Source organism: Bradyrhizobium sp. USDA 3364 (genome assembly GCF_054056355.1).
On sequence record NZ_JBSRYG010000002.1, the window covers coordinates 5,658,916 to 5,672,529 of the forward strand.

Below are 13,614 nucleotides of genomic sequence, written 5' to 3' on the forward strand. Positions count from 1 at the left end.
GAGAGCGCGGGCGGAAAGGGGCCGTTCGCGGTGCGAACGGTTCCAAAAAGCCTATTGTCCCGACGGCGTGCGCAGGCCGTGCCAGGCGTCGCGCACCTGATGGTAGTGCACCTCGGGCAGGTAGTCCGGCGTCTTGAGATTGAGCGTCTTGACGTCGAGGCGTCCGATCGCGCTGAGCAGCGTGTAGGAGGCGATCACGCGGTCGCGCTGCGCGCCGATCAGCCGTGCGCGGGCGGTGATCAGATCCTGCTGGGCGTTGAGCACGTCGACTGTGGTGCGCTGGCCGCCGGCGGCTTCCTTCTGCACGCCGGCCAGCGCAACCTCGGCGGCCTTCATCTCCGATTCGGACGCCGACACCGCGATCTTGGCGCCCTCATTGGCGACCCATGCGCTGACCGCGGCGGTCCTGGCCTGATTGCGGACCTGGTCGAGCACGAGCCGGCTCTGCGCCGCCACTTCCTTGGCCTGCCGGGTCTGCGAGGCCGCGGTGCCGCCGTCGTAGATCGGCTGCGTGACCTGGCCGATCACCGAGGCCTGGTCGGTCGCGAAGGTGCCGAGCGTCTGGTCGGTGTCGCGGCTGCGGCTGACGCTGCCCTGCACGGTGACGTTCGGCATCAGGCTGCTCTCGGTGACGCGAATCGAGGTCGAGGCGACATCGACGTCAAAACCGGCGGCGGTCACGGCAGGGTGCTCGCGGAGCGCAAGCGCGATCGCGTCCTCGCGGCTGCGCGGCAGCAGCCGGTCGGTGGTGTCGGCGGCACGCAATTGCGACGGTGCGTTGCCGATCACCTGCGCATAGGTGGCCTGGCTGACCGCGAGGTTGACCTCGGCGGCGTTGAGATCGGCGAGGCCGCGGTTGAGCCGGGCCTCGGCCTGGGCGGTATCGGTCGGCGTGACGTCGCCGGCATTGAGGCGGCGCTCGGTGATTGCTCGGGTCTCCTTCAGGAAGGCGACGTTGGACCGCTGCGCCTCGACCAGGGTCTGGTTGGCCAGCACGTTGGTGTAGGCGGTGACGGCGTCGAGCAGCACGCCCTGGCCGACATTGCGCAGCGCCTCGCGGCCGGACTGCACCTGCAATTCGGCGACGCGGACGCTGTTGGCGGTCTTGAAGCCGTTGAACAGGGTCTGGGTCACCGTGACCCCGATCTGCCACGGCTTCAGCGTCGCGGTCTGGATCACATTGCCAGGCAGCTGGTCGCGCACCGCCTGCAGGCCGAGCGAGAGGCTGGCAGCGACCTGGGGGCGGTAGCCGGCCAGCGCCTGCGGCACGTTCTCGTCGGTCGCACGCTGGCGCGCCCGTTCGGCATTGAGCTGCGGATTGGTCTGGTACGCCTTGACCAGCGCTTCGGGCAGGCTCTCGGCGTGGGCGGCAGGGGTGGTCAGGAGCGCGCATGCCAATGCGCCGAGGCCGATGCCCGACAAAAGCACGCGCCTCGCCACGTTGCCAATATCAGCGGCACGCTCAACCATGTGATCCCGCAAACCAAACCCGGCAGTCCGCTTCCGCCGACGCCGTCGACACATCTACCTGTTTAGGGGGAGGCGCCGCCACAGGCAAACCACCGCGCGACATCTGCACATCATTTCAGTTCTTGTCTGTTGCCGGTTCGTCACAGGCGAACGTGTCAGGCATATGAAGTATAAGTTCGGGCCGCCGACCGCCGATTCAGCGGCGCCGGTTATCCACCGCGTGCCCGGGTTCAATGCAGATGCCCAAATTTTTCTCCGACCCCGAGGCGATCGCGGAGCACATCGTTCGCGACGTCGGAACCGAACTGGTGGTGGGGCTGCCGCTCGGCCTCGGCAAGGCCAACCACATCGTCAACGCGCTGTATGCGCGGGCGGTCGCCGACCGCTCGATCAATCTGACGCTGTTCTCCGCGCTGACGCTGGAGAAGCCGAAGCCGAAGAGCCTGCTCGAACAGCGCTTCATCGGCCCGGTGATCGATCGCCTGTTCGGCTCCTATCCGGATCTCACCTACGCCGATGCACTGCATCGCGGGGCGCTTCCGCCCAACATCAAGGTGATCGAGTTCTTCTTCCTCGCGGGGCAGTGGCTGTATCAGCCGTTCGCCCAGCAGCACTACATTTCCGCCAACTACACCCACGCGGCGTCGTATCTGCTGTCGCGCAGATTGAATGTCGTCCCTCAGCTCGTCGCCAAGCGTGTGGTCGACGGCGTGCCGCGCTACAGTCTGAGCTGCAACACCGACACGACGCTCGACGTGTTGCGCGCCCGTGCAGCGGGGCGGGCGTCATTCAAGCTGATCGGCCAGGTCAATTCCGAACTGCCGTTCATGCCCGGACCCGGCGATCTGCCGGCGGATGAATTCGACGCGGTGCTCGACAGTCCGGACACCGATTTTCCGCTGTTCGCGCCGCCGTCGGAGCCGATCAGCGACACCAAATATGCGATCGGATTGCATGCCGCCGGTCTGGTCCGCGACGGCGGCACGCTGCAGATCGGCATCGGGCAGGTCGGCGATGCGCTGGCGCAAGGTCTCGTGGTCCGCCACCGCGACAACGCCCAATTCCACGGCATCATGAAGCGGCTGGCGCCCGATACCGAACAGCTCGCGGTGGCAGAGACCGGGCCGTTCGAGAAGGGCCTCTACGGCGTCAGCGAGATGCTGTTCGAGGCGTTCCTCGGGCTGATCGACGCCGGCATCCTCAGGCGCGACGTCGACGGTGTGATCCTGCACGGCGCATTCTTCCTCGGACCGCAATCATTCTACCGCACTCTGCGCGAGATGCCACCGGAGCAACTGGCCCGCATCCAGATGATGCCGGTGTCCTTCACCAACGAGATCTTCGGCGACGAGGAGGGCAAGCGCCGCGCCCGCGTCGATGCGCGCTTTGTCAACAACGCGATGATGGCGACGCTGTTGGGCGCTGCGATCTCCGACGGGCTCGAGAACGGCCAGGTCGTGAGCGGCGTCGGCGGCCAGTACAATTTCGTGGCGCAGGCCTTCACGCTCGAGGGCGGGCGCTCGGTGCTGGCGCTGGAGGCAACCCATCAGTCCGGCAAGCAGATGCAGTCCAACATCCGCTGGTCCTACGGCCATGAGACCATTCCGCGGCACCTGCGCGATATCTTCGTCACCGAGTACGGCGTTGCCGATACGCGCGGCAAATCTGATGCGGACGTGATTGCTGCGATGTTGCAGGTGTCGGACTCTCGCTTCCAAAGCGAACTGATGCGGCAGGCCAAGGACGCCGGCAAGCTGCCGCGCAATCACGAAATCCCGGCCGCTCATCGCGAGAATTATCCCGAGCGCATCCGCGATGCGCTGAAGCCCGCGCGCGATGCCGGGCTCCTGCCGTCATTCCCGTTCGGCAGCGACTTCTCCGATGTCGAGCAGCGGCTGATTCCGGCGCTGCAGATACTGCAGCAAGCGCAGCGGACGCCGCTGCAGCTCGCCGGCCTGCTGTGGCAGGGGATGCGGCATCCGCCCAATGCCGGTGATCGCGAATGCCTGGCGCGGCTCGGTCTCGACAAGCCGACGCATGTCGCCGAGCGCGCCTATCGCGCGCTCGTCACCGCGGCGTTGCGGCGGAGCCGAATGGGCTAGCGGTTCTTGTTGACCGGCTTGCGCTTCTCGATGAAGGCCGCCATGCCCTCGGAGCGATCCTCGAGCGCGAAGGTCGAGTGGAACAGATTGCGCTCGACATTCATGCCTTCGGCGAGCGGCGTCTCGAACGCGCGGTTGATGGCTTCCTTGGCCATCGCGGCGGCCGGGCGCGACATCGAGGCGATCTTCTCGGCTGCCGCGAGCGCCTCTTCCATCAGCTTGTCGGCCGGAACGATCCGCGACACGAGGCCGGAGCGTTCGGCTTCCGCCGCGTCCATCATCCGTCCGGTGAGGCAGAGATCCATCGCCTTCGACTTGCCGATCGCGCGGGTCAGGCGCTGGGTGCCGCCGATCCCGGGAATGGTGCCGAGGGTGATTTCCGGTTGGCCGAACTTGGCGGTGTCGGCGGCGATGATGATGTCGCACATCATTGCAAGCTCGCAGCCGCCGCCGAGCGCATAGCCCGCGACCGCCGCGATCGTCGGCTTGCGGCAACGGGCGACGCGGTCACCGCCGATCGCGGTGAAGTCGCTGTTGAACATGTCGATGAAGCCCTTCGGCTGCATCTCCTTGATGTCGGCGCCGGCGGCAAAGGCCTTCTCGCTGCCGGTGATCAGGATGCAGCCGATCTTGTCGTCGGCCTCGAGATCGTCGACCGCCGCGGCGATCTCGCGGAACACGCCGAACGACAGCGCATTCAGCATCTTGGGCCGGTTCAGCGTGATGACGCCGACCGGTCCCTCGCTTTCGACAATGATGAATTCGAACGTAGCCATGACGCAAACCCCGTGCCTTGATTTGCCGGGCAATGTGCCCGCTGCCGGGATGCGCTTCAAGTGGTTGAAACGGGGCTGTGGGCGGCGGTGCGGCGCGCGCCGCGCCGCAGCCAAGTGCCTCGGCTAGGCCATGAACATCCGGGCGGCGGAGGCCACCGTGAGCAGGGCGCCGAAACCGATGAAGATCTTGCCGATCAGCGAGGTCTGGTCCCAGCTCGCGCTGTCGCTGCTCGCCAGAACCGGGGCCGGCTTGGGTTCGGCTGCCGGCGCGGCCGGCGGCTGCGCCGGGGGCGCCTCCGGCTGGGCGGCCTGCTGTTGAGTCGGCTGCGGCGGTTCCGACGGCTGCTCCTGCTGCAGGGCCCGATCAACGTCGTTGAGCTGGTCGGATGCCACCACGTTGCCGTCAGGCTGCTGGTCGGCGGGTTTGTCGGCCGCAGCAATCAACGCATTGGCCTTGACCGTGGTCGATGCCGCATTGTCGTCGCCGGAGGTCAGCTCCGCATTGGCGTTGGCGACGGTGGCGGGCATGCCTGCCGACGTCACGCTTCCGGCGTCGCTACCGGCCTTCTGGCTCTCGGATTTGTCGGCTGTCTTGGAGGAGCTGTGGCGCGCATGGCGCCGGCTATGCCGCGAACTCTGCTGCGCGGACTTGTCGGTCGTCGCACTGTCGGATTTCGATGCTGATGCGTCCGGACTGGCAAGCGCCGGCAGCGGAGCTGCGAGATACACAACAAACCCTGTCAGCCCTGTCGCAACCATCAAGGCCAAGCGCCCGCTGGCTTTGATCTTCATTCTGATGATCTCCCCATTTTGCCCGCCCAAGGCCGAAATGAGACCCCGCTGCGTGTCCACACCGGGGCAAAAAGAGGGAATCTTCGGGCTTCAGGGGGCGAAAGCTGGGCAATTTCATCCTAGTAGGTCATCGGGCGCCCGCAACCCCGATGCTTGCCGGACCGATCGGTGTTATGAGCCGTGATGTCTGGAAACCCGCCGGAGCGATTCTCTGAGGCTGACGCTCGGCGCGGTCTTGCCGGAGGATCGCGATCACGAATTCGTGATCTCTTGGCTTGCCGCGTAACGAACTGAAAGATCGGCCGAATTGCAATTCAGGAGCCTGCGTGCGCGAACGTGAGGATGAATGGACCGACCTGATGCGGTCGGCCATTTCAGGCGATGACGCGGCGTATCATCGCCTGCTCAAGGCCATCACGCCGGTACTCCGTGCCGCGGCGCGACGCGGCTTGGCGCGCGCGGGACAACCGGTCGATCAGTCCGAGGACATCGTGCAGGACATCTTGCTGGCAGTGCATTTGAAGCGACAGACCTGGGACACGAACGCCCCGTTCGCGCCGTGGCTGTTCGCGATCGCGCGCAACAAGCTGATCGATGCGCTGCGCCGCCGCGGCAAGCGCATCTTCGTCAACATCGATGATTTCGCCGAGACGCTGCCGGGGGAAACACCGGAGCCGACGGCGTCGCCCGGCGAGGTCACCGCCCAGTTGCAGACGCTGCCCGCGCGGCAGCGCGACGTGCTGCAATCGATTGCGGTCGACAGCGCCTCGATCAAGGATACCGCCGCGAAATTCTCGATGACCGAGGGCGCGGTGCGGGTGGCGCTGCATCGCGGGCTTGCGAGCCTCACCGCGAAATTACGGGATCGATGAGCATGGACACGGATCAACTCATTCGAACCCTTGCCGCGGACAACGCTTATCGCGCGCGTCCGATCGGCCTTGCGCTGATGCTGGCGCTGCTGGCGGCGGCGCCGGTCTCTCTCCTGATCTTCTTCGCCGAACTCGGCGTGCGGCCCGACGTGATGACGGCGATGCACAATCCGTTCTTCGACCTGAAGTTCGCGGTGACGCTGGCGCTCGCCGCCTCGGCGATCGCGGTCAGCCTGCATCTGTCGCGGCCGGAAGCCTCGCTGCGCGGTTTCGGCTGGTGGCTGCTGATTCCGGCCGGCATTCTGGTGGCCGCCATCAGCGGCGAGATGATGATGCCGCAACGTACGCCGATGATGACGCGGTTGATCGGCAAGAACTCGATGGCGTGCATGACCGCGATTCCCGCGATGTCGCTGCCGCTGCTGGTCGGCGCGCTGTTCGGGTTGCGGCAGGGCGCACCGGCGCGGCCGGCCGTCGCCGGTGCTATTGCCGGCCTGCTGTCGGCGGGGCTCGCGGCAACCGTCTATGCGTCGCACTGCACGGATGATTCACCGCTGTTCGTCGCCACCTGGTACACGCTGGCGACCGCGATCGTCGCGAGCGTCGGCGCGCTGATGGGGAAGCGGGCGCTGCGGTACTGACTGTTTGTAGCCCGGATGCAGCGAAGCGAAATCCGGGTTTCTATCCGCGGGCGAACTGGTCCCGGATTGCGCTGCGCTTCATCCGGGCTACGGAAAGTAGGTTGAGATACTACGCCGCGGGCGCGGACTGCTGCATGCGATGGAAGCGCAGCACTTGCTGCGCGGTCGAGGGCCGCAGCCGCTCATAGGTATCCTTGCAGGCCTGCAAATCGGTCGGCTCGCCGCCCGAAATGTCGTCGCGCAGGTTGATGATCGCTCGCACCGTCGACCATGACAGGCCCGAGACCTTGGCCAGGATCATCACGCCCTCGGCGCAGGTTTCGATCATCATGTTCTCGGCGACGCTGACCGAGACATTGGCGAGCGCGGCAAGCGAGGCATTGGTCTCGTCGAACTTGCCGGCCTCGGCGAAGGCCGCGAGCTGGAATTCGTCGAGCCGGCCGTCCCGGTAGAGCGACTTGACCAGCGCATGCGCGATCGTGGTGTCCGGCGTCACGCCGGCGGGTGCCGAGCGCGCGCGTCGCGTGGCTTCCTTCACCGCGATCGGAATCTCCTTGGCCTGCTGCGGATTGGCGGCCTCGAGCCGCTGCCGGACGGTGTCCGAGGCCTTGGCGACCAGCTTGAGATAGAGGTGCCGCGGGATGTTCGGGCGCAGGCCGACGCAGGTCGACAGATTCTCGTCGCCCTCGGCGCGGCTGACCAGGCGGGTGAAGCCGCGCTCGGTGAACTCCGCGCCGGGATTGTTGACCGCGCTCTGGATCACCTCGTCATTGCCGCGCAGCACCAGCACGTCGGTGACGGCGCCGCTCAGCGTCTTGCGGTTGGCGATCGCGAGCAGATGCGCCTGGCTCTTGCTGCGCGCCGTCTCGATCAGGGTGTCGTCGTCGAGCCGCGGCGACAGCGTCAGCACCGGGCCTGCGACCTCGATCAGGTCGTCGAAGGCGAGCGTGCGGATGGTCTGCGGCGGCGCGGTCTCGATCGGCGCGAGGCGGTCGGCGAGCAGCGCCTTGGCCGAGTTTTCGATGTGCTCGAGCAGGCATTGGAATACGTCGTCGAACAGCACGATCTGTTCGTTCGAGTAGTTCACCGATCCGTTGATGAAGAGGTCGGTCACGCGACGCAGCGTCTCGACACGGCGTGCGACGGTGCCGTGGGCAAGCGTTGTCTGCAACTCGTCGAGCAGACTTTCGGGGGCGGTCGCGGGCTTCGAACTCATGACTCTGTCCTGGAGCGGTGGCGACGGCTTCTCCGTCGCCGAATAGGGAAATGAAAGATCAGGCGCTGGCGATGCGGTTGCGTCCTCTCGCCTTGGCTGCGTAAAGCGCGCCGTCGGCGCGGGCAAGCAACGTGTCGGAGTTTTCGCGCGGCTGGAGCGTGGTGACGCCTGCGGAGATCGTCACCCGCATGCCCGGCGAGAACGCGCTCCAGTCGAGATCGGCGATGATCGTGCGCAGCCGCTCGAGCGCGCGCATCGCCTGATCCTGCGACAGGTCGGGCAGCACCAGCAGGAATTCCTCGCCGCCGTAGCGGCCGAACCGGTCGATGCTGCGGAGATTGGCGAACATGCCGATGGCGAAGGTGCGTAGCGCCTCGTCGCCGATCGGATGGCCGTAGACGTCGTTGATGCGCTTGAAATGGTCGAGGTCGATCAGCGCGACCGCGCAGGAGCTGCCGTTGCGGGCGCAGCGCGCAATCTCCTCCTCGAGCGTGCGCATGATGCTGCGGCGATTGGAGGCGCCGGTCAGCTCATCGAGCTCAGCGAGCTCCTCGATGCGCCGGTAGGCTTCCTTCAGCTTCTTTCCGCTCTGGTACAGCGATTTCTGCATCGAGCTGGAGAAGATGCCGAGATACATGCAGCGCCCGATCGTCAGCGCGAACACCAGCATGGTGGCGAGGCGGTCGATCCGCGTGCCCATCGGCATCCCGATCGCCTTGTCGGTGCCGAGGAACAGCGCGGCCAGGCCCAGCACCATGATGGTCCAGATGATCGCGGTCTGCCGCGCAGAGGTGCGCAGCGCGCCGAAGCCGAACACCACGAACAGGTTGCAGAGGAACAGCACGCCGACTTCCGGCGCGATGTAGGTGAACACCAGCAGGTTCACCATGTTGACGGCCGATTGCGGCGCGACCAGGTAGTGGTCGAGGAAGCGCTCGTGAAAGCCGCGCTCGGAGAGCACCACATAGACCGCGACGAGGGAGAGGCCGGTCAGGGCATAGGCCGCCGCCACCAGGACCGACGTAGTGCCGGCATGCGCGTAGATCAGCAGCGCGACGGCATCGAGCACGAAGCAGCCGGCGATCATCGACTGGATCTGGCGGCGCTGCCTGGCCCGGCGCGCGAGGCGTTCGAGCGTCAGCCTGGGACGGCCGCTTTCCGATGCGCCCGCGATCGGACTGGGAAGTGACGACGCAGCGCTGCCCATGGTCTCGCCATTGGTGAAATCCGGCGAAATCTAAGTGGGAAAGCCTTTAGGTTTGGTATCTTTTGGAACCGAATCTGGCTCCGGCGTAATGCGGTCATCACCCTTGTTTCGTAAGGGGAATCCGTTCACTGACGCGGGGCGGAAGCGATCGGGCAGGGGACCTGCGCCGATACCCGCTTCGCGACGATGCTGGCTTGCCGGCAAAGCCTTGATATGGTCCCGGCCGGACGGTGGGCGTCCGCGAGAGTGTTCTGTATTATGATACCGTTATTCGAGCCTTCGGCGATTATTTCTCATTTGGATCGCCGACTGTGTCATAGATCACACATGCGGTCCGCACATTGCCGTATTGTGAAGAATCTTGGCTCTCGCGTCGAACCACGCACCACCCCCCTCAGACCAACTTTGCGAGACGGCCATTGAGCGCGACACAGGCGGCTTCAGACGAGGTTCTGATCGCTCGGATCGCTCAAGGCGACCGGCTCGCCATGCAGGTGCTGTACGGACGGCATCATGTCAGGGTGTACCGCTTCGGGCTTCGGCTCGTGCGGGACGAACAGGTGGCGGAGGATCTCATAAGCGAGGTCTTTCTGGACGTGTGGCGTCAGGCGGGCAAATTCGAGGGACGATCCGCCGTTTCAACCTGGCTTCTGGCGATTACTCGGTTCAAGGCGTTGTCTTCGCTGCGGCGAAGGAAAGACGCCGAATTGGACGATGAGGCCGCGAACGCGATCGAGGACACGTCCGACGATCCGGAAACGGTAGTGCAGAAGAAGGACACCGGCGCGACGCTGCGCAGGTGCCTGACGGGACTATCGGCGGAACACCGGGAGATCGTCGATCTTGTCTACTATCACGAGAAGTCCGTGGAAGACGTCGCTGAGATCGTCGGCATTCCGGAGAACACCGTGAAGACGCGCCTGTTCTATGCGCGCAAGAAACTTGCCGAGTTGCTGAAGGCAGCCGGTGTCGAGCGAGGTTGGCCATGATGGCTGCGAGCAACAAGAAAGTGCAAGAGCCCGACGAAGTCGAGATGCTGCTGCCCTGGCATGCCGCCGGCACGCTGAACTCACGCGACGCGCGCCGCGTCGAGGACGCGCTGGCGAGCGATCCGGAGCTGGCCCGGCAATATGCCGTGATCCGCCAGGAATATGCCGAGACCATCGGCCTCAACGAGAGCCTCGGTGCGCCTTCGGCGCGCGCCATGCAGAAGCTGTTTGCCGCGATCGACGCCGAGCCTGAGCGCAAGCCGTCGGCGGGCACGCGCATGTCGGCCGGGATCTCGGAGTTCTTTTCGAAATTGTCGCCGCGGACGCTGGCCTGGTCGTCGAGCCTTGGTGCGCTCGTGGTGCTGTTGCAGGCGGGCGTGATCGGCGCGGTGCTGATGCGCAGTCCGCCGGGCTCGTTCCAGACCGCATCGCTCGACGTCGCCGAGCAGCGCAGCGCGCCGAGCGCGGCCGTCGCCCCCAGTGCAGCGCCGGTCGCGCCCAGCGCGCCGATCACCCGCGACCTCAGCGCGAGCGTGGCGGCGGCGCCGACCCGGCTGCTGGTGCGCTTTGCGCCGGATGCCAGGATCGCCGACATCTCGTCGCTGCTGGACAACTACCAGGCTTCGATCGTCGACGGGAAGGGCGGGATGTTCCGCTTGCAGTTCCGCGCGATGGACAAGGACGCCGTCGCGGCGCTGATTGCGCGACTGCAGAGAGAGAAGATCGTCAGCCTCGCCGTCGAGACGCCGTAAGCGGCGGCCGGCGGTTCTGCGCCAGTTGCGGTCATCGCGACCGCCCGACGGACCGACCATGTGCCCGGTTGCCGCAGCGTTGGACAAACCACCGCAGTCTCCGCAATCTCCTCAGACAGCCGGACGGCAATAACACTTCCGTGAGCCGCGTGTTGAATGATGCTGCGCCATCGATCGCATCGGACGATTTCGCTGCAAATTGCCTTGCTATGCAGTGATTTTCGCCGCCGAACGCCTCCGATGGTGCGATGGAACCTCGCGGCGGGAACGTTAAAAAAGTCGCCGACGGTTTGAACGTCCGTGTTCCTCTCACGACTTAACTGTGTGGGAGCGGTTTATCCCTCCCCGGCTATATCAGGCGCGAGCGCCCATCCACCCCAAGCGCCCATATGGCTTTGACCCGTCCGGTTGTCCCCCCGGACGGGTCTTTCATTTTTGGGCACTCTTGCATGACGGACCGGCCGGACGTGGCCGGCGGCCCCGACGCTGCGCAGCGCGATCGCTGCGGCGGGTGCGCGAGCGCGGCTGACAGTTTGCTATGGATCGTTCGGCAGCGGTGCGCGGGAGCGAAGCGCATCGCCAGCATTGCAAGTCGATGACTTGACCATGCTTCGGGCGAAAAACTCCGTAGTCGAGCGGACTTCTTTCGTCACCCTTCCGCGATTAAGAATTTAGTTAGACTTTATTTACCTTTTCCACAGAATATCAGCGTCACGTCCAGTTGATTCGGTTCGGTTGCGTCTGCGTCCGTTTCTTTTCCTGCGGGCAAGTTGAAATGACACATCGGACCGACGTGGCCAGGGGCCAGGAGATCGTTGCACGCTGGTGCAACCTTGCCGAGCAAAGGCTGGAACACCTCACCGAACTGTTCGAAACCGGACGCTGGCGCCGCTATCACAGCGAGCAGGCCTTCCTCGAGAACATCAGGGAAGCCCGGGCCGCGGTCGAGATCTGGCGGGAATTGCTGTCCCGCGAAGCCTCGCTCGACAATTCGCCGATCGACCTGTCCTGGCTCGGCCGCGGCAAGTCCAAGCTGCCGCCGCCTGACATCTCGCCGATGCCGGAGCGCCGGTCTGAGGCGGCAATTCTGGCGGAGGCCGCGATGACCGCGGTCGCAGCCGCCCTGGAGACGGCAGCCGAGGTCCTCGAGAAGCCGCCCACCGTGGCCGACGCGCCACTGCTGGAGATGCCCCCTCCGGCGATGCCCCCGCCGGTGCTCGATCTCGACACCATCCAGCGCCGCTATCCGCTGCTGCGCAACGCGCTGTAGGCGACCGCTCTAGCGGCGCACCGCATTCGCGCCAATCGTCAATTGCGCATATTGCTGGGCGCCGCCCGCCGAGAGATCCGATGTGATCGGGCGGGCGTGGTCGAGCCCGACCACCGCCCCGCGCGGGGTCTCCGAGATCATGTTGTTGTTGATCAGCGCGGAGCCCGCGCCCGGCACCACCGAGACGCCGATGCCGATGGGCGCGTTGCGGACGACGTTGCCTGATATCGCAACGTCGCGCAGATACTTGCCCCAGCCGGCGACGATGCCGAAGGTCGGCGCGTTCTCGATCACATTGCCGGTGACGGCGCTGTCGGCCTCGACATAGATGCCGATGCCGGCGCCGTCGTTGGGGTCGGTGCCGATCGGGCGCTTCGGCAGCAAATTGCGGATGATGTTGCCCTGGACCACCGCGATGCGGCCGCCCTCGTTGAAATTGCACACGGAGACGCCGATCGCCGCGCCGTCGACCGTGTTGTTGGCGATCACGGAGGCCTCGAAGGAGAACTCCGAGTAGAGCGCGACCTCGCGGACATTGCTGACGCTGTTGTCGGTGATGTGGATGTTGGAGGCGGAATTGCCTCGCACCGCCGAGAAGTCGCAGTTTTTGATGCGGTTGCCGCGCACGATCACATTGCCGGCGCGGAACGCGTTGATGGCGTTGCCGTACTGTCCGGAGCCGCCGGGGCCGGCCTTGATGTCCTCGATGCGGTTGTCGGCGACGATCGAGCCGTCATCGCCGATCGCGCTGCGCAGGATCTCGATGCCGTTGTCGCTGGTGCCCTTGATGGTGTTACGCGAGACGATCAGGCCGAGCGCGTCGAACGACACCAGCGCCGTGGTCGCGATGTCGGTGAAGATGTTGTTGCTGACGTCGCCCGACATCTGCTCGAACCAGATGCCGTTGCCGCCGCTGCCGATGAACTGGCAATCGGTGATGCGGATGTCGCGGCCGGACAGGCAGTGCACGAGGCCGCGCCGGGTCGGCAGCGGCACGTTGCCGCCGTCGAAAGACAGCCCCATCAGCACGATGCCGCCGGCGCCTTCGGCCTCCAGCAGCGAGGCGCCGCCGTTGAACGCCAGCCGGCTGGCGCCGCGCACCCCGATCAACTGGCTGCCGGGCGCAAGGCGAAGGAGACCGGTGCGGTAGGCGCCGGGCGGGAAGGCGAGCGGCACCTGGGCCCGCGCGGCATCGTCGATCGCGCGTTGCAAATTGCGGGTCTGGTCGTCGGGGCTGCCGGGGCGGACGCCATATTGGGTGACGTCGCGGCCGAGTGAGCCGGCGGACTGCGCGGCGCGCACGACATCCGGCGACATCGTCAGCGCGCCGGCAGCGCCTGCGGCGGATGCTCCGATCAGATGGCGGCGGTTGACGTCCATGGGCTCGGCCCTCGCAAACATTCGCGAGCGGTGACGTTCGCGGGTCGAGTGGTAGCGCGAAACGCGGCGCGGCATGATGAACACACTGGCGCAGCCGGGCGATTGTTGGCGGTAGGGTTAACCACTGCTGAGGGCTGACTGGCTGTG

General features: G+C 65.8%; 12 protein-coding genes. 6 read left to right on the forward strand and 6 right to left on the reverse strand.

Annotated elements, in window-relative coordinates; translation table 11 throughout:
- Positions 1–51: 51 nt before the first annotated feature.
- A complete protein-coding gene (locus ACVILL_RS26600; protein WP_456731748.1) occupies positions 52–1,470 on the reverse strand; it encodes a TolC family outer membrane protein in 1,419 nt (472 codons plus the stop codon).
- 239 nt (positions 1,471–1,709) lie between these two features.
- On the opposite strand from ACVILL_RS26600, the gene ACVILL_RS26605 reads away from it, so the two are divergent.
- On the forward strand, positions 1,710–3,572 hold the full coding sequence (locus ACVILL_RS26605) for an acetyl-CoA hydrolase/transferase C-terminal domain-containing protein (RefSeq protein WP_456731749.1): 1,863 nt from the start codon (positions 1,710–1,712) through the stop codon (positions 3,570–3,572).
- On the opposite strand, the gene ACVILL_RS26610 is transcribed toward ACVILL_RS26605, so the two are convergent.
- On the reverse strand, positions 3,569–4,348 hold the full coding sequence (locus ACVILL_RS26610) for an enoyl-CoA hydratase (RefSeq protein ID WP_456731750.1): 780 nt from the start codon (positions 4,346–4,348) through the stop codon (positions 3,569–3,571). The two genes, ACVILL_RS26605 and ACVILL_RS26610, sit on opposite strands and share 4 nt — an antisense overlap.
- A 123-nt stretch (positions 4,349–4,471) precedes the next feature.
- Positions 4,472–5,140 (reverse strand): hypothetical protein, encoded by a 669-nt coding sequence (locus tag ACVILL_RS26615; RefSeq protein WP_456731751.1) that lies wholly within the window; start codon positions 5,138–5,140, stop codon positions 4,472–4,474.
- A 326-nt stretch (positions 5,141–5,466) separates the two neighbouring features.
- Here ACVILL_RS26615 and ACVILL_RS26620 point away from each other — a divergent pair, with 326 nt between their 5' ends.
- On the forward strand, positions 5,467–6,012 hold the full coding sequence (locus ACVILL_RS26620) for a sigma-70 family RNA polymerase sigma factor (protein WP_456731752.1): 546 nt from the start codon (positions 5,467–5,469) through the stop codon (positions 6,010–6,012).
- 2 nt (positions 6,013–6,014) lie between these two features.
- Positions 6,015–6,653 (forward strand): NrsF family protein, encoded by a 639-nt coding sequence (locus ACVILL_RS26625; protein ID WP_456731753.1) that lies wholly within the window; start codon positions 6,015–6,017, stop codon positions 6,651–6,653.
- A 109-nt stretch (positions 6,654–6,762) separates the two neighbouring features.
- Here the strand turns inward: ACVILL_RS26625 and ACVILL_RS26630 are convergent, their stop codons facing one another.
- Positions 6,763–7,869 (reverse strand): DUF2336 domain-containing protein, encoded by a 1,107-nt coding sequence (locus tag ACVILL_RS26630; RefSeq protein WP_456731754.1) that lies wholly within the window; start codon positions 7,867–7,869, stop codon positions 6,763–6,765.
- A gap of 58 nt (positions 7,870–7,927) precedes the next feature.
- Entirely contained in the window at positions 7,928–9,076 is a 1,149-nt protein-coding gene (locus ACVILL_RS26635; protein ID WP_456731755.1) for a GGDEF domain-containing protein, read from the reverse strand.
- Positions 9,077–9,495: 419 nt separating this feature from the next.
- On the opposite strand from ACVILL_RS26635, the gene ACVILL_RS26640 reads away from it, so the two are divergent.
- From ACVILL_RS26640 to ACVILL_RS26650, 3 genes are all read left to right on the forward strand, one after another.
- Entirely contained in the window at positions 9,496–10,065 is a 570-nt protein-coding gene (locus tag ACVILL_RS26640; protein ID WP_456731756.1) for a sigma-70 family RNA polymerase sigma factor, read from the forward strand.
- Positions 10,062–10,817 (forward strand): hypothetical protein, encoded by a 756-nt coding sequence (locus tag ACVILL_RS26645; protein ID WP_456731757.1) that lies wholly within the window; start codon positions 10,062–10,064, stop codon positions 10,815–10,817. The genes ACVILL_RS26640 and ACVILL_RS26645 overlap by 4 nt, the downstream gene beginning before the upstream one ends.
- Before the next feature lie 775 nt (positions 10,818–11,592).
- Complete coding sequence (locus ACVILL_RS26650; RefSeq protein ID WP_456731758.1) at positions 11,593–12,087, forward strand: TIGR03809 family protein; 495 nt, start codon at positions 11,593–11,595, stop codon at positions 12,085–12,087.
- A gap of 9 nt (positions 12,088–12,096) precedes the next feature.
- Here the strand turns inward: ACVILL_RS26650 and ACVILL_RS26655 are convergent, their stop codons facing one another.
- On the reverse strand, positions 12,097–13,467 hold the full coding sequence (locus tag ACVILL_RS26655) for a TIGR03808 family TAT-translocated repetitive protein (protein ID WP_456731759.1): 1,371 nt from the start codon (positions 13,465–13,467) through the stop codon (positions 12,097–12,099).
- Between the last annotated feature and the right edge of the window lie 147 nt (positions 13,468–13,614).